This window comes from Paraburkholderia sp. HC6.4b (assembly GCF_014200875.1).
Classification (GTDB): Bacteria; Pseudomonadota; Gammaproteobacteria; order Burkholderiales; family Burkholderiaceae; genus Paraburkholderia; species Paraburkholderia tuberum.
In genome coordinates this window covers 22,348-42,176 of record NZ_JACHDC010000029.1, presented here as the reverse complement: position 1 = coordinate 42,176, position 19,829 = coordinate 22,348, and the positions used below count along the sequence as shown (strand labels likewise).

The following is a 19,829-nucleotide window of genomic DNA, read 5'->3' as shown; positions in this document are numbered from 1 at the left end:
ACCGCTCAGGCCGCCGCTTACATAAGGCGCTGCCACGCGCGGCGCGGCCTTGCCTTGCGCCGTCCCCGAGATTGCCACTAAAACGAGCCCCTGCCATGTCAGAAACCCTTGAAAGGCCCTACATCCTGCACATGTTCACGGCCACGCCGCAGATGAGTCCGTTCGACGTCAACATGGCCGCCGACGCCGGCTATCAGGTCATCGTGCCGTATTGCAACGTCGAAGCGGGCATGGTCGCGAATCTGACGCAGGACGCGATCTTCTCGCGCGGCCCGAAAGGGGTGTCGCGCACCGGCATCTTCATCGGCGGACGGGACGTGATGCAGGCCGCCGACATGCTCGACACCGCGCGCCGCGCGATGGTCCCGCCGTTCGAGGTCTCGGTGTTCGCCGATCCGAGCGGTTCCTACACGACCGCGGCCGCGCTCGTCGCGCTGGTCGAGCGGCATCTGGGCAAACAGCACGGCGTGGAGCTGGGCGGCAAGCGCGTGCTGATTCTCGGCGGAACGGGCGCGGTCGGGCGCATCGCCGCGGCGATCGCCGCGGCGCGCGGCGCCGACGTGACGATCGCGAGCCACCACGACCGCAATCGCGCGCTCGGGGCCTCGGCCGAAGTCAACGAGCGCTTCGGCATCTTCACGAACGGCATCAGCGCCACGACGCCCGACGAACTGCGCGGCGCGCTCGCCGACGCGGAAATCGTGCTCGCCACCGCCGTCGCGGGGGCGCAGGTGGTCGGCAGGGACGACCTCGTGCATGCGAAGCGCCTGCTCGTCGCCGCCGACGTCAACGCGGTGCCGCCCGAAGGGATCGCCGGCGTGAATGTGATGAACGACGGCAAGCCGATCGACGGCGTGCCGAACGCGGGCGCGGTCGGCATCGGCGCGCTGGCGATCGGCAACGTCAAATATCAGGTCGAGCATCGCCTCTTCGTGCGCATGCGCACGGGTGGTAAGCCGGTCTACCTGGGCTTCCCGGAAGCCTACGACGAGGCCCGCGCGGTCGCGGCCGGTCTCGGCTGAGCGCGGTCGTCATGAAGTCGCACCGCCCGCTCATGCATGCGCCGTTGGTCGCGGTCGTCGGGCAGTCCGCGCGCTTGCTCGCGCAGTCCGCGGCGCGCGCCGGCCTGCATGTCGCCGCGCTCGATGTCTTCGGCGACCGCGACACGCGCGAGGCCGCCGAGCTATGGTTCGACATCGGCCGTGGTGATGGCGCGCTCGGGATCGACCGGGCGCGGCTCGTCGATGCGCTTGCGCGTGTCGCGCGCTTGCCGGGTTTGCTTGGCTGGATCGGCGGCAGCGGGCTCGAACCTTTGATGCCTCAGTTGTGCCGCGAATCCGGCTTGCCGCGCTTTCTCGGCAACGCTGCCGAGGCGATCGCGGCCGTGCGCGAGCCGCGGCGTTTTTTCGCGCTGCTCGACGCGTTGCGGATTGCGCATCCGGCTGTGTCGTTCGAGCGGCCCGCGACGGCCGAGGGCTGGCTGTTCAAGCAGGCGGATGGTTGTGGCGGTACGCACATCGAGGCGGCCGACCCGTTCCATTTAACGACCGACTCCGCGCACGGCTACTTCCAGCGCATTGGCCAAGGCCGCTCGCTGTCGGCGCTTTTCATCGGCGCGCACGGCAGCGCGCATCTGATCGGTTTCGCCGAGCAACTCACCTGCGCGATCGGCGATCTGCGCTTCGTGCATGCGGGCTCGATCGGGCCGATCGACTTGCCGCCAGCGTTCATCGCGCGCGTGCAGCAAGCGCTCGACGCGCTGTGCGCAAACACCGGCCTCGTCGGCATCAACAGCTGCGACTTCCTGTCGGACGGCACCTCGTTCGACGTGCTCGAAATCAACCCGCGCCCTTCGTCGACGATGGCGCTCTACGAAACCGCGTCGCCCGATGCATGGCCGGCCGGCCTGCTCGCCTGCCACCTCGACGCGTGCCGCCACGGCCGCGCGCCGTCGGCCGCGAGCCTCGCGCTCGCCCGCGCGCCGCGCTGGCGTGCCGGTCAGCGCGTGCTGTTCGCGCAGCGGCCGTTCAGCGTCTCGGCCGCGTTCTCGGACGCCTGCCTGCGCGATCCGCAATGCCGCGACGTACCGATGCCGGGCACCCGCATCGACGCAGGGCAGCCGGTCTGCACGCTGCAAGTGCGAGCGGCATCGGTGGACGCGGTGTTCACCGCGCTCGACGCGCAGCACGAACGCGTCGTCCAACGAATCGAAACCTGCGATGAACCCGACCATGCCTGCCTCCACGCCCACAGCTGAGACTTTCCCGCCCGCCGCGTTGCCGAGCGTGAACGCGCTTTCAGAGCGCCTCGTAGCACGGCTCGTCGATCAAGCGGCACAGCTCGGCGTCGCACTGACGCGCACGCGCGATGGCACCGTGATCGCCGACGCCGGCGTCGACGCGCGCGGCAGCCTCGACGCCGGCGTGCTGATCGCGCGCATCTGCATGGGCGGTCTCGGCCGCGTCGCGGTACGCGCGAACTTCGACGCCGCGCCGCTGTGGCCGACGATGCTCGAGGTCAGCACATCGTCGCCGGTGCTCGCCTGTCTCGGCAGCCAGTACGCGGGCTGGAGCCTGTCGGCGACCAGGGAGCAGACCGGCGGCAAGAAATTCTTTTCGCTAGGCTCGGGGCCCGCGCGCGCGCTCGCGGTCAAGGAGCTGCTATTCGACGAACTCGGCTATCGCGACCGCCACGAGCGCGGCGCGCTGGTGCTCGAAGTGGACCGCCTGCCGCCGCAGGTCGTGATCGACAAGGTGCTGCACGATTGCGGCCTCGCGCCCGAACACCTGACGCTGATCGTCACGCCGACACACTCTGTCGCGGGAACAGTACAGGTCGTCGCCCGCGTGGTCGAAGTTGCGCTGCACAAGGTGCATGTGCTCGGCGTACCGCTCGATGAGATCGTCGCGGGGACGGGCTCGGCGCCGCTGCCGCCGCCCGCGCCCGACGGCATTCAGGCGATGGGCCGCACCAACGACGCGATCCTGTACGGAGGCCGCGTGCACCTGAGCGTCCAGCACGACGAGATCGCGCAACGTCTCGCCGACACCCTCCCCTCCGCCAATTCGCGCGACTACGGCCGGCCGTTCGCGGACGTCTTCACGGCCGTCAACTTCGACTTCTATCAGATCGATCCCGCGCTGTTCGCGCCCGCCGAGGTGTGGGTCAGCAGCCTCGAAAGCGGCGCGACCTATCATGGCGGCCGGCTCGACGGCGGCCTGCTGCGCAAACAGTGGGGCGGCGAGTCCGTCGCGCGATGATGATCACATCAGGCGTGCGCATCGCGATCATGACCGACGAAACCGGCTGGCACACCGGCCGGCTGAAAAAGGCGTTCCGCGCGCGCGGCGCCGAGGCGCGTTGCGTCGATCTCGCGGATTGCCGCATCGACACCACGTGGCTGCCGCACGGCCTCGCGATTCCGGGCTTCGGCCGCACGCTGCCGGACGCGGTGTTCGTACGCGGCATCGCCGGCGGCAGCTTCGAGCAGGTGACGCTGCGGCTCGGCATCCTGCACGCGCTGCGTGAATCGGGCGTGCCGGTGTACAACGACGCGCGCGCGATCGAGCGCAGCGTCGACAAGTCGATGACGAGCTTCCTGCTGCATCGCGCGGGCGTGCCGACGCCGGCCACCTGGGCCGGCGAATCCGCCGCGTTCGCGCAACGCGTACTGATGCGCGAAGCGGCCGCCGGCCGTCAGGTCGTGCTCAAGCCGCTGTTCGGCTCGCAAGGCCACGGGCTCAAACGGCTCGGCGCGCGCGGCGGGCTGCTCGCGCCATTGCCATCGCTCGCGCGTTATCGGCAGGTCGCTTATCTGCAGCGCTTCGTCGCGAGCGACCGGCCGGGTTTCGACTGGCGCGTGCTCGTGATCGGCGGCAAGGCGGTCGCGGCAATGCGGCGCAGCGGCGGCAAAGGCTGGATTCACAACGTCGCGCAAGGCGCGCGCTGCGAGCCCGCCGAGCTCACGGTCCCGCTCGCACAGACGGCAGTGCGCGCAACCGCCGCGCTCGGGCTCGACTACGCGGGCGTGGACCTGATCCCGAATGCCGACGACGCCGCGCTGCCCCTCGTGCTCGAAGTCAACGGCGTGGCCGCGTGGCGCGGGTTGCAGTCGGTCGTGCCGCTCGATGTCGCGGCGGCGCTCGTCGACGATCTGCTCGATCGCAGGCTGGCCGAGCAAGCCGCTAGCGCCGGGTTGCCCGATCAGCCTCCGCAGCGCCGGGCTTGAGCGCGATGCCCGACACTCATGCGATTCCCGTCGAGCACGCGCGCGCGGCCTTCCTCGAAGCCTGCGCGCTCGACGTCACCACGCCGAAACCCGGCAACGTCAGCACCCAAAGCCCCGGCCACGGCATGCACGCGGCCCAGTTCCTCGCCAGCGCGGACGCGTCGCTCGACGCGCTATTCGCGCGCGGCGAGCGCGTCGGACAGCGCATTCTCGACGCGGTCACGCGCACGCGCGCGGCCGTCGGCTGCAATACGAATCTCGGCATCGTGCTGCTGGTCGCGCCGCTCGCCGCGGCCCTCGACGAAACCGGCGAAGCGCCGGTGTCGGCGCAAGCGTGGCGCGCGGCCGTCGGCGACGTGCTGAGCCGGCTCGACGTCGAAGACGCTCGGCTTGCTTACCGCGCGATCGCGCTCGCCAATCCCGGCGGCCTCGGCGACGCGCCCGAGCAATCGGTCCACGCACCGCCGACGATCGGCCTGCGCGACGCGATGCGGCTTGCCAGCGAGCGCGACAGCATCGCGCGGCAATACGCGAACGGTTTCGCCGACCTGTTCGACACCGGCCTCGCCGCCTACTTCGAAGCCTCGATTCCAACGCCCGAACCCGCGCCCGCCGATCCAGGCGAAATCGCGATGCTCAACGTGTTTCTCGCGTTCCTCGGCGGCTGGCCCGACTCTCACATTGTGCGCAAGCACGGCCGCGCGCTGGCGCAGAGTGTCACGCTCGTGGCACGCGAACAGCACGCGCGCTGGCGCCAGGCGCGATCCGCCGCACGCTGCTCGGCAAGCGATCCGCAACTCGACGCCTGGGACGCCGAATTGAAGGCACGCGCGATCAATCCCGGCACCAGCGCTGACCTCGCGGTGGCCACGCTGTTTCTTGCGCGCTGCGTCGAAGGGCGCGGTTAACCCTGAATCGTCTGGACTGAACACGACCCGGACAGGCGCGCCAGCAGGCCCTTTGCCACAACTGGCACGGAACCTGTTAGTTACTACCGCCGTGCATTCCCGCACCGCTCGCGCGATGCTGATCCGGACGATCGCGGGCGGCGCCTCGTCAGCAGGTCCATACCTACTCTTTTGGAGGAACAGAATGGCCAAGATCAACCGCGTCATGATCGGTGAGTCGCTCGTCGGCGACGGCAACGAGGTCGCGCACATCGACTTGCTGATCGGACCGCGAGGTTCGGCTGCGGAAACCGCGTTCTGCAACGCCCTCACCAACAACAAGGACGGCTTCACGTCGCTGCTCGCCGTCGTCGCGCCCAATCTCATCACGAAGCCCAATACGATCCTGTTCAACAAGGTGACGATCAAAGGCGCCAAGCAGGCCGTGCAGATGTTCGGCCCGGCGCAGCACGCGGTCGCGCTCGCGGTGGCCGACAGTGTCGAGGACGGCACGATCCCGCAGGAAGAAGCCGACGATCTGTTCCTCTGCGTCGGCGTGTTCATTCACTGGCAGGCCGAGGACGACAAGAAGATCCAGCAGTTCAACTATCAGGCGACGCGCGAGGCCATCAAGCGCGCGGTCAGCGGCGACCCGAGCGCGGCTGAAGTGATGGCGAAGAAGGGCAGCGTCGCGCATCCGTTCGCGCCGAACTGACGGCGCATGCAAGCGCAGGAGACGCGGCGCCGTTGCCGGCCCCGCCTCCTCGCGCATCCCGTCGCCTCGCGGCCGCAAGGCACGCATCTCGCGCAGCGGTTCGCGAAGCAGGCTCAATGCTTTCGCAGAGGGATTCAATGACCAACAGATGTCGCGCGCTTCTCGCCTTTACCTCGCTCCTGCTCGCCGCGCCGCTCGCGTGGGCGGGCGGCTACAACTATCCGACCGAGGGTCGCGTCGAATACGTGCTCAGTTGCATGGACGATAACGGCCACGAGTTCGCGAACGTCTACAAGTGCTCGTGCGTGATCGACAAGATGGCCGCGTCGTTGCCGTACGACGAATTCGTCGACCAGTCGACCTTCTCGAAGTACGCGACGCTAGGCGGCGAAGGCGGCGCGGAATTCCGCGTCGACCACGCCAAGGCGCAAACCAAGCGCTTCCGCGCGCTGCAAACCAGCGCATATCAGGCGTGCGGACTCGGTCCGCAGAAGACGTCGACCGTGGCGAAATGACCACGGCCTGAAACGCGCCGGGCGTTCTGCGCGCCCCGCTCGGCGCGTCCGGCTCGGCGCCCCCGGCTCGGCGCCCCCCGCTCGGCGCGCCCGGCTCGGCGCCCCCGGCTAGGCGCCCCCCGCTCGGCGCGCCCGGCTGGGCGCCCCCCTCAATTCGGCACCAGCCCCTCGCCCAGCGACGCGTACCGCGCGAGACCCACGGCCGCCGCCGAGCCATCGCCGCGACGCCGCTCGATCTGCACGCCGACGGCCGCGAGGTCGGCGAACTTGGCCGGCTTCGCGAGCGACACGCGCACCCAGTGCGCGCCGAAGTCGGCGATCAGCAGTTGCGCGATCGTCTCGGCAAGCGCCTCCAGCAGCCGCACGCGATGCGACGCGAACAGATCGAGCAGCGCCCCGCGCACGGCCGCGTAGTTGACCGTATCTTCGATCCGGTCCGTCGTGCAGGCGCGGATCGCTGGCACGCCGATAGCCAGGTTCACACGCACCGGTTGCGCAACATGCAACTCACTGCTATCGATACCGATGACCGTCTGGCCGATGAAATTCTCGATGAATACGATGTCCAGGCGCTCGGGCAACGCGCCGACTTGCGGGCCGGGATTGGCGCCGAGGCTGGAAAATGCGGCAAGGCGAACAGTATCGAAACGATCCATGATTTGATCTCCGCCGCGGCGCGGCCCAGGATTGAACAGCCAGTGATGACCAGCGAAACGATGCAACAGTAGAGCAGTAGAACTGAACGACGCGCGGCACACTCTGTGCCGAAGCTGCGACAGGCATGCAACCTGCAACCCGTTTAACGCGTCGCGCATCGAGAAAAGCAAATTCCGGGCACAGTGAGGTAAACCCAGTGTGACTTTCTGTTGAACCAATCCTGCATCGGGCGTACAGTTTTCAACACCCGCCTCGTAGTAGGGCCGGTCGGGAGGGCGCAGGCGAACCGAGATTGCGCCGCGCCAGGGGCAGGCAGGCTTGATAAAGCGGCATTCGCGGCGTGCGAAGCAGTCACGCTTGCGAAATGACGCAACGGAGGCAAATCCCATGTCGTTGCTCGCTGACAGCAGTACTCACGTCCGGGAAGTTCTGAACGTGGTCAACCATCAGTTGACCACGCGCCCGACAAGCGAACCCGTAGCTCAGTCGTGGACGCGCTGCATCAACGAATTCCAGCTGGACCCCGCGCGTTTCGTGCCGCCGCCGGTGCTCACCGAGTACGAACTCAGCGCGCGCCGTGAGGCGCTCGGCGATCTGATCGCGTGTTCGAAGCTCGAGATGACGACGCTCTATCAGCAACTCGCCGATCCCGAGCTCGCGGTCGTGCTCGTCGATTCTGGCGGCGTGATCGTGCATCAGGTGTCGTCCGTGCCGTTCGCCGAGGCGGTCGCCGTCGACGGCTTTCGCGTCGGCGCGCTGTGGAGCGAACGCGAAGCCGGCACCAACGGCATGGGCACCTGCCTCGCGGAGCGCGACTGCATCGCCGTCTGTCAGCACGAGCATTTCTATCCGCGCTATACGTCGCTGACGTGCTCGGCCGCGCCGATCTTCGACGACGGCGGCGAAATCGCCGGCGTGCTCGACGTCACGAGCCGCTCGAAGCTGCTGCAGCAGCACTCGCTGGTGCTGGTCGGTATGTCGCGTCAGATGATCGAAAACCGTCTGCTCGATGCGCGCTACCGGCACGCCAACATGATCCATTTCCACAGCCGCCCGGAATTCGTCGGCACGCTGCACGGCGGCAAGCTCGCGGTCGGCGACGACAGCACCGTGCTCGCCGCGAATCGCAGCGCGCTGTTCCAGCTGGGCTTCCGCTCGCTGAGCGAGCTGCGCGGCCGGCGCATCGAGGAAGCATTCAACGCGTCGCTCGAAGACATGATCGCGCGCAGCATTCGCGGCTCGTTCCATCCGGTCACCGTCTACAGCGCAAACGCGACGAACCGCTTTTTCCTCGTCGCGCAGACGCCGCAAAACGCCACAGGGCGCGTGACGCGCGTGCTCGTCCCCGACTCCGCCATGCGCGCCAACGCCGCCGAAAAACACGAGAAACATCCGCCGGTGCCGAAGCTCGACGAGATCGCGCACCTCGAATTCGGCGACCCGCGCATGGCCTCGCAGATCCAGTTGGCCGCGCGCGTGATCCAGCGCAAGATTCCGATCGTGCTGCGCGGCCAGACCGGCACCGGCAAGGAAGTCTTCGCACAGGCGTTGCATAGCATCAGCCCGCACGCCGCCGGTCTGTTCGTGCCGGTCAACTGCGCGTCGCTGCCGGAGAACCTGATCGAGAGCGAGCTGTTCGGCTATCGCGCGGGCGCGTTTACCGGCGCGCAGCGCGAAGGACGGCGCGGCAAGATCGTGCAGGCCAACGGCGGCACGCTGTTTCTCGACGAGATCGGCGACATGCCGCTCGTGTTGCAGGCACGCCTGCTGCGCGTGATCGAGGAACACGAGGTCACGCCGCTCGGCGCCGAGACCACCGTCAAGGTCAATTTCCAGCTGATCAGCGCGAGCCACCGCAATCTGCTCGAACTCGTGCAAAGCGGGCAATTCCGCGAGGATCTGTACTACCGGCTCAAGGGCGTCGAGCTGAATCTGCCGGCGCTGCGCGAGCGCGTCGACAAGCTGCCGCTGATCCATCATCTGCTCGCGAACGAAACCGACGATCCGCCCGATCTGACGCCAGAAGCCGAACACGCGCTGCTCACCTACGCGTGGCCCGGCAACATCCGTCAGCTGCGTCACGTGTTGCAGATGGCCATCGCGCTGTCCGACGGCGAGCCGATCCGCTGCGAGCATCTGCCGCCCGAGGTCACGCAACGCACGTCGGCGGTCGACCTGCCGATCGCGCTGCGCCTCGCGAACGCGGACATGGACGGGCATCTCGCCGACGAAGCGGACATTTCTTCGCTGAACGCGATCCAGCTGAACGAGCGCGAAACGGTGCTGTCGCTGCTCGACGAGCACCGCTGGAACGTCAGCAACGTCGCGAAGGCGCTCGGCATCAGCCGCAATACGCTGTATCGCAAGATGCGCCGGCTGCACATCCGGCTGTCGCATGAAGGCTCGCCGACCGACGGCATGCCGTTCGATCTCGACGCATGACCGGGTCGTCCCTCAGGTCCCCCGGCGAGTCTGCTCGCAAGGGCGCCCGCGATCTCGCCGACTTCAGGCCGGATGCGCACTTCGCGTGGTGCGTGACCGGCTCCGGTCATATGCTGGAAGAATCGATCGCGCTCGCCCGGCGCTTGCCGCGCGTCGATCTGTTTCTGTCCGCGGCGGCCGAGGAAGTGCTGCCGCTCTATGGCTGGTCGCTCGACAAGCTGCGCGAACACTTTCGCGTACTGCGCGACAACAGCGCGAGCGGCGTGCCGGTCGGCATGCTGTATCACGGCGTGTATCACACGGTCGTGATCGCACCCGCCACCAGCAACACGGTCGCCAAATGCGCTTACGGCATCTCGGATACGCTGCCGACCAATATGTATGCGCAGGCCGGCAAGCAATGCATCCCCGGCATCGTCTTTGCGTGCGACACCGAACCGAGCGTGATCACGCATAGCCCGGACGAATGGGTCGAACTGCGGCCACGGGCGATCGAACTCGACAACGTCGAGCGTCTGGCGCGCTTCGAATACACGACGCTCGCGCGCTCGCTCGACGAACTCGAAGCGGCGCTCACCCAACGCCTCGCGACCCTCGACCTCGCATGGACCACCTCCTCTTCCTGACCGGCCGGCTTGCCGAACCGAGCCTGCGGCGCGTGCTCGACGGCATGGCGCCGACGCCGTTCAGTTGGGAGGTGCGCGAAATCGGCCTGCAAGTGGCCGGGTTGATGACCGCCGACCTGATCCAGCGCCGCGTGAGCGCGCCGCTCGCCGCGCAGCGCGTGATCGTGCCGGGCCGCTGCCGCGGCGATCTCGACGCGCTGGGCGCGCACTACGGCGTGCCGTTCGAACGCGGTCCCGAGGAGGTCAAGGACTTGCCGCAATTTTTCGGCCGCAAGGCGAAGCCGTTCGATCTGAGCCGCTACGACACGGAGATTTTCGCGGAGATCGTCGATGCGCCGCGCCTCGACCTCGACGGCATCGCGGCAAGGGCGCGCGAGTATGCGGCCCAAGGCGCGGACGTGATCGACATCGGCTGCCTGCCGGACACGCCGTTTCCGCTTCTCGAAGACGCGGTGCGGCGGCTGAAGGCCGAAGGCTATCGCGTCAGCGTCGATTCGATGCGCAACGACGAACTGCTGCGCGGCGGCCGCGCGGGCGCCGACTATCTGATGAGCCTGAACCTCGACACGCTATGGATCGCCGACGAAGTGCCGTCGACGCCGATCCTCGTCGCGCGCGAACCGGCCGACCCCGCTTCGCTCGACGCCGCGATCGACGCGCTGTCCGCGCGCGGCCGCGCGTTTCTCGCCGATCCGATTCTCGATCCGATTCCGTTCGGGCTGGCCGCGTCGATTGCGCGCTATGTGCGTTTGCGCGAGCGCTATCCCGACATCGCGATCATGATGGGCATCGGCAACGTGACCGAACTGACCGAGGCCGACACGAGCGGCATCAACGCGGTGCTGCTCGGCATGGCGGCTGAATTGCGCGTTGGCGCGGTGCTGGCGACGTCGGTGAGCCAGCATGCGCGGCGCGCGTTGCGCGAAGCCGATGTCGCGCGCCGCGTGATGCATGCCGCGCGCGATGCGCAGGTGCTGCCCAAGGGCATCAGCACCGAACTCGCGACGGTCCATGCGAAACGGCCGTTTCCGTACAGCGCCGAAGAAATCGACGAATTCGCGCGCGGCGTGCGCGACCCGAATTTCCGCGTGCAGATCAGCGCCGACGGCATTCACGTGTACAACCGCGACGGCCATCGTCGCGGCGACGATCCGTTCGCGCTGTACCCGCAGTTGAACCTCGAAACAGACGGCGGCCACGCGTTCTATATGGGCGTGCAGCTTGCGCGCGCCGAGATTGCATGGCGGCTCGGCAAGCGCTTCGATCAGGACCAGCCGCTCGACTGGGGCTGCGCGGTCGACCGGCCTGAAGAAGATCTCAGCGCATGGTGCGCGCCGGGCGAGACGCTGAAAAAGCGCTGAAACAGCAGCGCCATCACTGCATGGCGGCCACCCCCGCGGGTTCGTCGACAGTAGCCAGTTCGCCGCGCATGCCGCGGATCGCCTGCGCGCGATCGCCCGCACCGAACACGGCCGACCCGGCAACGAACACGTCCGCGCCCGCCGTGGCGACACGCGCGATGTTCGACGCCTTCACGCCGCCGTCCACTTCGATCAGCAAGGGCCGCCCGGTGCGCTGCATCGTCGTGTCGACGCGCTCGCGCAGCCGCCGCAGCTTGTCGAGCGTTTCGGCGATGAATGCCTGGCCGCCGAAGCCCGGATTCACCGACATCACCAGCACGACGTCGAGCATCTCCAGCACGTGATCGAGCGCCGCGAGCGGCGTGGCCGGATTCAGCGCCAGCCCCGCGCGCGCACCGTGCGAGCGGATCAGTTCGATGGTCCGATGCACGTGCAGCGTCGCCTCCGGATGAAAACTGATCAGGTTCGCGCCGGCCTCGGCAAACGCCGACACCAGCGGATCGACGGGCGTGGTCATCAGATGCACGTCGAACGGCAGCGTCGTGTACGGCCGGATCGCCGAGCACACGAGTGGGCCGACTGTCAGGTTCGGCACGTAGTGGTTGTCCATCACGTCCAGATGAATCCAGTCCGCGCCGGCCGCCGTCACGTCGCGAATCTCGTCGGCGAGCCGGGCGAAATCCGCCGACAGCAGCGACGGAGCAATCAGGAATTCGCGCATTGCATTCTCCGTGGCAGTGGCGTTAGTGGTAGCGGCTCGCCATCGTGTCGAGCGGCAGCGGCTTGATGCGCGCCGCCTGACCCGCGCAACCGAACGCCTCGAATCGCTCGACGCAGATCGCGCTCGCCGCGGCGGTGGCGGCCTTCAATGCCGCGCGCGGATCGAACTCCGCGCGCGCATTGGCGAGCGACTTGCGCATCGCGCCGCTCATCGCGAGACGGATGTCGGTGTCGATGTTGACCTTACGCACGCCCTGGGCGATGCCGCGGCGGATTTCGTCGACGGGCACGCCGTAGGTGGTCGGAATCTCGCCGCCATATTCGCGGATCACCGCGAGCCATTCCTGCGGCACCGACGACGAACCGTGCATCACCAGATGCGTGTTCGGAATGCGCGCATGGATATCGGCGATCCGGTCGATCGCGAGGATGTCGCCGGTCGGCTCGCGGCTGAACTTGTACGCGCCGTGCGACGTGCCGATCGCGATCGCGAGCGCATCGACGCCGGTCGCGTCGATGAAGCGCCGCGCTTCGTCCGGATCGGTCAGCAGGTGCTCGCGTGTGAGCTTGCCTTGTGCGCCGACGCCGTCCTCTTCGCCTGCCGTGCCGGTTTCGAGCGAACCGAGACAGCCGAGTTCGCCTTCCACCGACACGCCGACCGCATGCGCGGCGTCCACCACGCGTCGGCTCACCTCGACGTTGTAGTCGTACGCGGCGGGGGTTTTCTGATCGGGCAGCAGCGAGCCGTCCATCATCACCGACGTGAAGCCCGAGCGGATCGCCTGCTGACACACCGCGGGGCTCGCGCCGTGATCCTGATGCAGCACGAGCGGAATGTCCGGGTGCGCTTCGAGCGCGGCGAGCACCAGATGGCGCAGATACGGCTCGCCGGCGTACTTGCGCGCACCGGCCGACGCCTGCAGGATCACCGGGCTAGCGGTGGCCTCGGCCGCGCGCATGATCGCGTGAATCTGCTCCATGTTGTTGACGTTGAACGCGGGCACGCCGTAGTCGTGTTCGGCCGCGTGATCCAGCAGTTGCCGCAGGGTGATGAAGGCCATTGCGTGCTCCTCGAAATGAAATGAAATCTTGGCGAACGGCGGGCTCAACGCGCGCGGTCCGCGACGCGCCGCGCTTCGTCGAGCGCGAGCATGCGCAGCGCGTCGGCCATCGAGCGCGTGGCGGGTGCGTCAAGCGGTTGCGCGACTGCACTCATCGAATCTCTCCTTGCGAAATGAACCTCGATATCCGTCTGGTACCGCTCAGGCGCGCGAGCGTCGGTCGATCAGTTGCAGGATCATCGGCGTGAAGATCAGCTGCATCGCGAGTCCCATTTTGCCGCCCGGCACGACGATCACGTTCGGGCGCGACATGAACGAGTCGTGCAGCATCGTCAGCAGATACTGGAAATCGATACCCTTCGGCCGCGCGAAGCGGATCACGACGAAGCTCTCGTCCGGTTGCGGAATCTCGCGGGCGGTAAACGGATTCGACGTGTCCACGGTCGGCACGCGTTGGAAGTTCACATGCGTGCGCGAGAACTGCGGGCAGATGTAGTTCACGTAGTCGGGCATGCGCCGCAGGATCGTGTCGACCACCGCTTCGTGCGTGTAGCCGCGCATCGTCTGATCGCGGTGCAGCTTCTGGATCCATTCGAGGTTGATGATCGGCACGACGCCGATCAGCAGATCCGCATGCCGCGCGATATCGACCCTGTCGGTCACCGCCGCGCCATGCAGCCCTTCGTAGAACATCAGGTCGGTATTGGGCGCGACCTCCTCCCACGGCGTGAAGGTGCCGCCGTCCTGCTTGTACAGTTGCGCTTCGCCCGCGTCGTGCACGTAGTGGCGAAACTGCCCGCTGCCGTTTTCGCCGTAGCGCGTGAACAGCGTTTCGAGTTCTTCGAGCAGATTCGCTTCCGGCCCGAAGTGGCTGAAATTCGGCACACCGTCGCGTTCGCGCTCCTGCATCGCCGCGCGCATGCCGTTGCGGTCGTAGCGATGGAACGCGTCGCCTTCGACGATCTGCGCATTGATGTGCTCGCGTCTGAAGATATGCGTGAAACTCTTCATGACGGTGGTGGTGCCGGCGCCGCTCGAGCCGGTCACCGCGATGATCGGATGTTTGACTGACATGCGTTTGTCTCCGGATGACTGTGTTCTGTGCGCTGAGTGCGCCGTCAGTCGCTGATCACGCCGTGAAATCCGGCAGGAACAACGAGCGCGTGCCGAACAGCGGCGACGTGAACGGCTTGTCCTCGCCGCGGTCGTATTCGCCGTGATAGCGCGCAATGCGCTCGACCTCGTTCTTCGAGCCGAGAATCACCGGCACGCGGCCGTGCAGCGCGCGCGGCGCGACGTCGAGAATGCGTTCCCGGCCGGTGATCGCGAGGCCGCCCGCCTGCTCCACGAGGAAGCTCATCGGGTTCGCTTCGTAGAGCAGGCGCAGGCGTCCTTCCATTGCCGGCGTTTTCGAGTCGCGCGGATACATGAACACGCCGCCGCGCATCAGGATGCGATGCACTTCCGCGACCATCGACGCGATCCAGCGCATGTTGAAGTCGCGCGCGCGGCAACCGCTGCGGCCGTCCTTGCACTCCTGCACGTAGCGGCGCACGGGCGGCTCCCAGAAGCGCTCGTTCGATGCGTTGATCGCGAACTCGCCGGTTTCCTCCGGAATCCGGATGTTCGAATGCGTGAGCACGAAGTTGCCGATGTCGCGCTCCAGTGTGAAGCCATGCGTGCCATTGCCGACCGACAGCACCAGCATGGTCGACGGTCCATACACGGCATAGCCGGCCGCGACCTGTTCGCAGCCCGGCCGCAGGAACGCGGCTTCGCTGCTTGCATCCTCTGCCGGGTCGCGCGTGCGCAGCACCGAGAAGATCGAGCCGACCACGCCGTTGATGTCGATATTCGACGAGCCGTCGAGCGGATCGAACGCGAGCAGATACTCGCCGCGCGGATAGTCCAGCGGAATCGCGTAGACGTGCTCCATTTCCTCGGACACCATCGCTGCCAGCAAGCCGTCCCACTCGCATTGCTGCACGAAGATCTCGTTGCTCGAGACGTCGAGCTTCTTCTGTTGCTCGCCGTGCGTGTTGAGCGTTTGCGCGGAACCGTAGTTGCCGCCTAGCGCGCCCTTGGTCAGCATCGCCGAGATCGACTTGATGGCCGCCGCTACGTCGATCAGTAGCGCGGAGAGTCCTGCAGTGTCGCGCGTGTCGTCCGTACACGGCGGGCGATCGAGCGTGTCGATCAGGAACTTCGAAAGTGTCGTGCGTCCGTCCTGCATGGCGTTCTCCGTCGATGGTGTCGTGATTCAGCCCGGCGGCGCCGTGACGGCGCGCGCGGTGGAAGGCGAATGCGAGGACTGCGGCGGCGCGTCGAACACGCGGCTCGCGCGCACGTCGGCGGCATCGATCAGCGTCAGCGTGGCAACGTCGACCGGCTCACCGCCTTGCAAGGCGCTCGCGAACAGGCGGTTCGCCTGGCGCAGCCGCGCGCGGTCGAGCGCGTTGCGCACCGAGCGCGCGTTGGCGAAATTCGGCTGGCGGATGCGGCGCGCCAGATAGTCGGCGAACGCGCGGCGCGACGCGGCATCGAAGCGGTAATGCATGGCGCCGAGCATCCGCTCGGCGATTTCGAGCAACTCCGTTTCCTCGTAATCGGGAAACGTAATGTGATGCGCGATGCGCGAGCGGAAACCCGGATTGCTCTCGAAGAACACTTCCATTCGCGACGCGTAGCCGGCCAGAATCACGACCAGGTCGCTGCGCTGGTTCTCCATCGTCTGCAACAGGATTTCGATCGCTTCCTGGCCGTAGTCGCGCTCGTTCTCCGGGCGATACAGGTAATACGCTTCGTCGATGAACAGCACGCCGCCCATCGCGCGCTTGAGCACGTCGCGCGTTTTCGGCGCGGTGTGGCCGATGTACTGGCCGACCAGATCGTCGCGTGTGACCGACACCAGATGATTGCGGCGAATGTAGCCGAGCCGGTGCAACACTTCCGCCATGCGCAGCGCAACCGTCGTCTTGCCGGTGCCGGGGTTGCCGGAGAAGCACATATGCAAGGTCGGCGCGCCGCCCGCGAGACCCAGCGAAGCCCGCGCGCGCTCGACCAGCAGATGCGCGGCGACTTCGCGAATGCGCGTTTTCACGGGCGCGAGCCCGACCAGATCGCGATCGAGTTCGCCGAGCACGTCGCCGATGCCCGAGTCGCGGTACAGCGCCGCGAGGTCGATGTGGGGCGCGGCGGCGTCGCTGCGCGCGGTGGACGCGGGCAGTGCGTCCACGATGGCGGCGTCTGTCATGGTTCCTCCTCGCTGCGGGTCGTCGTGTGCGTTGTTGCGCGATCAGCGGCGTCAGCCCGCCGCGCCGTAACGCTCGCCCGCTGGCCGGTCGCCCGCGTAGCCCGTCATGCTGTAGCGCTGCGTGCGCCCCTGCGCGTCCTGCCGCAACAGCCGGAAGCCCGGCTCCCCGTCCGGCCGGTTGACGATGAACGACAGGCGCATCGTTTCGAAGGTGCGCACGGAGTCGAACGCGTTGACCTTGATGTAGTGCTGCGGCCGCGCCTCGCGGCAAGCCCTGACCTCCTGCAACACGCCGGCCGCGTCGTGCAGGTCGAACATCGGCAGACCCCACATTTCCCAGTAGGTGTTGCGCGGATGCGGGTCGTCGGTGAATTCGACCGAACAGGCCCAGCCCTGGCGCAGCGCGTAGTCGATCTGCAGGCCGATTTCCTCGTCGGTCAGCTCGGGCAGAAAAGAAAACGTTCCTTGAGTAATACGCATGACGAACCTCGTGGATGGATGTCGCGTTCGGAACGGCGTCAACGGTGCCCCGCGCGGTGCCGTTGCACCGCGTCGCGGATGCGCTCGTGAGGCGCTCGCGGGAAAAGCTCGGCGTGGCTAGGCCGCCGTCGGCGTGGCGGCGAAATCGGGCGTATCGGTCGATGCGTAGTTGAAGCTCACGTCGCGCCACGTATCGAGCGCCTGCTTGAGCGGCGTGCACCAGCGCGCGGCGGCTTCGAGCACGTCGGGCCCTTCGCGCAGAATGTCGCGACCTTCGTTGCGCGCCTTCACCATCGCTTCGAGTGCGACGCGGTTCGCGGTCGCGCCGGCCTGGATGCCGGCCGGATGGCCGATCGTGCCGCCGCCGAACTGCAGGATCGCGTCGTCGCCGAACAGATCGAGCAGCTGATGCATCTGCCCCGCGTGAATCCCGCCCGAGGCGACCGGCATCACCTTGCGCAAGCCGGCCCACGGCTGGTCGAAGAAAATGCCGCGCGACAGATCGACCGCGTTGTGCGCGTCGCGGCACACGTTGTAGTAGCCCTGCACCGACAGCGGATCGCCTTCGAGCTTGCCGACCGCGGTGCCCGCATGCGCGTGATCGACGCCCGCCATGCGCAGCCATTTGGCGATCACGCGAAACGAGATGCCGTGGTTGCGTTGCCGCGTGTAGGTGCCATGCCCCGCGCGATGCAGATGCAGGATCATGTCGTGCCTGCGGGCCCAGCGCGACATCGACTGGATCGCGGTCCAGCCGATCACGAGGTCGATCATCACGATGCACGAGCCGAGCTCCTTCGCGAATTCGGCGCGCTCGTACATGTCCTCCATCGTGCCGGCCGTCACGTTCAGATAGTGCCCTTTGAGCTCGCCAGTCTCCGCCTGGGCGCGGTTCACCGCCTCCATCGCGAACAGGAAGCGGTCGCGCCAGTGCATGAACGCCTGCGAGTTGATGTTCTCGTCGTCCTTCAGGAAGTCGAGGCCGCCGCGCAGGCCTTCGTAGACCACCCGTCCATAGTTTTTGCCCGACAGACCGAGCTTCGGCTTGACCGTGGCGCCGAGCAGCGGCCGACCATACTTGTCGAGCCGTTCGCGCTCGACGACGATGCCGGTCGGCGGCCCCTGAAACGTCTTCAGATAAGCGACGGGAATGCGCATGTCTTCGAGCCGCAAGGCCTTCAGCGGCTTGAAGCCGAACACGTTGCCGATGATCGACGCGGTCAGGTTCGCGACCGAGCCCTCTTCGAACAGATCGAGTTCATAAGCGATATACGCGAAGTACTGCGGCTCGTCGGCGCGAGACACCGGCACCGGCTCGACGCGATACGCCTTCGCGCGATACATGTCGCAGGCAGTGAGCCGGTCGGTCCACACCACCGTCCACGTCGCGGTCGAGGATTCGCCGGCCACCGCGGCCGCTGCTTCCTCGGGTTCGACACCGGGTTGCGGCGTGATGCGAAACAGCGCGATCACGTCGGTGTCTTTCGGTTCGTAGTCCGGTTGCCAGTACCCCATCTCGCGGTATTTCATCACGCCCGCCGCGTACCGTTCGCGCGGATTGTGCGGATCGCGCGCTTGAGGTTCGGGCTGGATCGGCGGTTGACTGAAATCGTTCATGACGTGTCCTCGAAGGTGGCAAGCGCACTGCCGGAAGAACGAAGCGCTTGAGTTGCACTGTAGGCACGGACACGCCCAAGGTGAATTCACGATTTTATTTGGCAGACTTAACGGATCGGTTATCGCTATCACATCGTGAGGTTCTTTTTCGAGCCGTGCGACGCGAATCGGAGCAGAATGTGTTGGTGAGCGAGGCGGGCGCGGCGTGACAGCGCAATCGAATTAGCGAATCGCGATGGCACACTTTGCTTCGTTTTCGCCACACCGCGCGGCTCTTTGCGTCTGGCAACCCGCGCGAGCGCCACGGCGTGGCGCAATTCGCCGGGTGCTGTATTGGCCGTCGAATGCACGCACGCCTGGCCGGCCGGAACGCGCATGGGCACGGAGCTTGCATGATGCCGGCTGCCGTCGACACCGGGCATCACGCCGGGCCGGCGGCGCAACGCTGTTCCACCCGCTGTTTCAACCGAAGGAGAAAGCACGTATGCAATGGACGACTCCGAGCTACACCGACGTACGCCTCGGTTTTGAAATCGTGATGTATGTCGCTACGCGTTAAGCCCGCAACCGGGCCGCACGCCGCGGCCCCCTTGCGGTTCCCGTTTGTGTTTGACCTCTGCTGACGGCCGGCCTTCCGGCGCTGTCGGGACACGCGTTCCCAGCCATGATCCACGAAACGATCGTCACCACGGCAGCGTGCGATGGCCGTCCTCATATCGCGCCAATGGGCGCGCGCCACGAGGGTGAGCGCATCATCCTTGCGCCGTTCCGTCCGTCGGTCACGCTCGACAACGTGATCGCGACGCGCGCGGCGGTGCTGAACTTCACCACCGACGTGCGTATCTTCGCGGGCTGCGTCACGCACTGCGCAACCGATTGGCCGACCGTGGCCACGAACCGCGTGCCGAGCGTACGTCTGGCCGAGTCGCTGGCCCACGCCGAGCTCGAACTCGACGAGCTGCGCGACGACGCCGAGCGCCCGGTGCTGGTGATGAAGTGCGTGCACCGTGAAAACCACGCGCCGTTCGCGGGCTTCAATCGCGCGCAGTCGGCGGTCGTGGAAGGCGCGATTCTGGTGAGCCGGCTCTTCATGCTGCCGGCCGACAAGGTCGATCGAGAAATGGCGTATCTGCAGATCGCGATCGACAAAACCGCCGGCGACAACGAGCGCACCGCATGGAGCTGGCTCGTCGCCGCGATCGCGCGATATCGCGCGAGCCTCGAAGACGCGGCGCATCAGGCCGCCGCTTCGGCCCATCACTGAAAA

At 67.0% G+C, this 19,829-nt stretch carries 20 protein-coding genes; 12 read left to right on the top strand and 8 right to left on the bottom strand.

From position 1 onward, the window contains the following. Positions 1-95: 95 nt before the first annotated feature. The 7 genes from HDG34_RS34565 to HDG34_RS34535 all read left to right on the top strand — a co-directional run bounded on the left by HDG34_RS34565 (position 96) and on the right by HDG34_RS34535 (position 6,345). Entirely contained in the window at positions 96-1,022 is a 927-nt protein-coding gene (locus HDG34_RS34565) for an NAD(P)-dependent methylenetetrahydromethanopterin dehydrogenase (RefSeq protein ID WP_184067354.1), read from the top strand. Between the two features lie 11 nt (positions 1,023-1,033). Then, entirely contained in the window at positions 1,034-2,257 is a 1,224-nt protein-coding gene (locus HDG34_RS34560; protein WP_184067351.1) for an ATP-grasp domain-containing protein, read from the top strand. Continuing rightward, the gene (gene mch, locus HDG34_RS34555) at positions 2,220-3,260 is read left to right on the top strand and encodes a methenyltetrahydromethanopterin cyclohydrolase (protein WP_260321431.1); all 1,041 of its coding nucleotides are present in this window, start codon (positions 2,220-2,222) and stop codon (positions 3,258-3,260) included. The genes HDG34_RS34560 and mch overlap by 38 nt, the downstream gene beginning before the upstream one ends. Next, positions 3,257-4,228, top strand: a complete 972-nt coding sequence (locus HDG34_RS34550; RefSeq protein ID WP_184067348.1) for a RimK family alpha-L-glutamate ligase — start codon at positions 3,257-3,259, stop codon at positions 4,226-4,228. Before mch ends, HDG34_RS34550 begins: the two co-directional genes overlap by 4 nt. Positions 4,229-4,233: 5 nt before the next feature. Next, positions 4,234-5,136 carry a triphosphoribosyl-dephospho-CoA synthase gene (locus HDG34_RS34545; protein WP_184067345.1) on the top strand — a complete coding sequence of 301 codons (903 nt, stop codon included), beginning with the start codon at positions 4,234-4,236 and terminating at the stop codon, positions 5,134-5,136. Between the two features lie 184 nt (positions 5,137-5,320). Beyond that, on the top strand, positions 5,321-5,830 hold the full coding sequence (gene fae, locus HDG34_RS34540) for a formaldehyde-activating enzyme (protein ID WP_184067342.1): 510 nt from the start codon (positions 5,321-5,323) through the stop codon (positions 5,828-5,830). 137 nt (positions 5,831-5,967) lie between these two features. Further along, on the top strand, positions 5,968-6,345 hold the full coding sequence (locus HDG34_RS34535; RefSeq protein WP_184067339.1) for a hypothetical protein: 378 nt from the start codon (positions 5,968-5,970) through the stop codon (positions 6,343-6,345). 149 nt (positions 6,346-6,494) lie between these two features. On the opposite strand, the gene HDG34_RS34530 is transcribed toward HDG34_RS34535, so the two are convergent. Next, the gene (locus HDG34_RS34530) at positions 6,495-7,001 is read right to left on the bottom strand and encodes a dihydroneopterin aldolase (RefSeq protein ID WP_184067336.1); all 507 of its coding nucleotides are present in this window, start codon (positions 6,999-7,001) and stop codon (positions 6,495-6,497) included. A gap of 388 nt (positions 7,002-7,389) precedes the next feature. Here HDG34_RS34530 and HDG34_RS34525 point away from each other — a divergent pair, with 388 nt between their 5' ends. Genes HDG34_RS34525 through HDG34_RS34515 form a run of 3 tightly spaced genes read left to right on the top strand, consistent with a single transcriptional unit; the run spans position 7,390 to position 11,431 of the window. Further along, complete coding sequence (locus HDG34_RS34525; protein ID WP_184067333.1) at positions 7,390-9,444, top strand: sigma-54-dependent Fis family transcriptional regulator; 2,055 nt, start codon at positions 7,390-7,392, stop codon at positions 9,442-9,444. Then, a complete protein-coding gene (locus HDG34_RS34520; RefSeq protein WP_184067330.1) occupies positions 9,441-10,070 on the top strand; it encodes a flavoprotein in 630 nt (209 codons plus the stop codon). Before HDG34_RS34525 ends, HDG34_RS34520 begins: the two co-directional genes overlap by 4 nt. Next, positions 10,049-11,431: a DUF6513 domain-containing protein gene (locus HDG34_RS34515; RefSeq protein WP_184052010.1), complete on the top strand. Its 1,383-nt coding sequence runs from the start codon at positions 10,049-10,051 to the stop codon at positions 11,429-11,431. The genes HDG34_RS34520 and HDG34_RS34515 overlap by 22 nt, the downstream gene beginning before the upstream one ends. 13 nt (positions 11,432-11,444) lie before the next feature. Here the strand turns inward: HDG34_RS34515 and rpe are convergent, their stop codons facing one another. From rpe to HDG34_RS34480, 7 genes are all read right to left on the bottom strand, one after another. Further along, positions 11,445-12,152, bottom strand: a complete 708-nt coding sequence (gene rpe / locus HDG34_RS34510) for a ribulose-phosphate 3-epimerase (protein WP_184067327.1) — start codon at positions 12,150-12,152, stop codon at positions 11,445-11,447. A 22-nt stretch (positions 12,153-12,174) separates the two neighbouring features. Further along, positions 12,175-13,212 (bottom strand): class II fructose-bisphosphate aldolase, encoded by a 1,038-nt coding sequence (gene fba / locus HDG34_RS34505; protein WP_184067324.1) that lies wholly within the window; start codon positions 13,210-13,212, stop codon positions 12,175-12,177. Positions 13,213-13,413: 201 nt separating this feature from the next. Next, positions 13,414-14,286, bottom strand: a complete 873-nt coding sequence (locus HDG34_RS34500; protein ID WP_184067321.1) for a phosphoribulokinase — start codon at positions 14,284-14,286, stop codon at positions 13,414-13,416. A gap of 55 nt (positions 14,287-14,341) precedes the next feature. Next, the gene (locus HDG34_RS34495) at positions 14,342-15,445 is read right to left on the bottom strand and encodes a class 1 fructose-bisphosphatase (protein WP_184067318.1); all 1,104 of its coding nucleotides are present in this window, start codon (positions 15,443-15,445) and stop codon (positions 14,342-14,344) included. A 27-nt stretch (positions 15,446-15,472) separates the two neighbouring features. Further along, positions 15,473-16,465 carry a CbbX protein gene (gene cbbX / locus HDG34_RS34490; RefSeq protein ID WP_184067315.1) on the bottom strand — a complete coding sequence of 331 codons (993 nt, stop codon included), beginning with the start codon at positions 16,463-16,465 and terminating at the stop codon, positions 15,473-15,475. Positions 16,466-16,516: 51 nt separating this feature from the next. Beyond that, entirely contained in the window at positions 16,517-16,945 is a 429-nt protein-coding gene (locus HDG34_RS34485) for a ribulose bisphosphate carboxylase small subunit (protein WP_184067312.1), read from the bottom strand. 117 nt (positions 16,946-17,062) lie between these two features. Beyond that, positions 17,063-18,562 (bottom strand): form I ribulose bisphosphate carboxylase large subunit, encoded by a 1,500-nt coding sequence (locus HDG34_RS34480; RefSeq protein ID WP_184039098.1) that lies wholly within the window; start codon positions 18,560-18,562, stop codon positions 17,063-17,065. Between the two features lie 235 nt (positions 18,563-18,797). On the opposite strand from HDG34_RS34480, the gene pqqA reads away from it, so the two are divergent. Continuing rightward, complete coding sequence (gene pqqA, locus HDG34_RS39975) at positions 18,798-19,121, top strand: pyrroloquinoline quinone precursor peptide PqqA (RefSeq protein WP_311734754.1); 324 nt, start codon at positions 18,798-18,800, stop codon at positions 19,119-19,121. A gap of 105 nt (positions 19,122-19,226) precedes the next feature. Next, positions 19,227-19,826 (top strand): DUF447 domain-containing protein, encoded by a 600-nt coding sequence (locus HDG34_RS34470; RefSeq protein WP_184067309.1) that lies wholly within the window; start codon positions 19,227-19,229, stop codon positions 19,824-19,826. Positions 19,827-19,829: the final 3 nt, after the last annotated feature.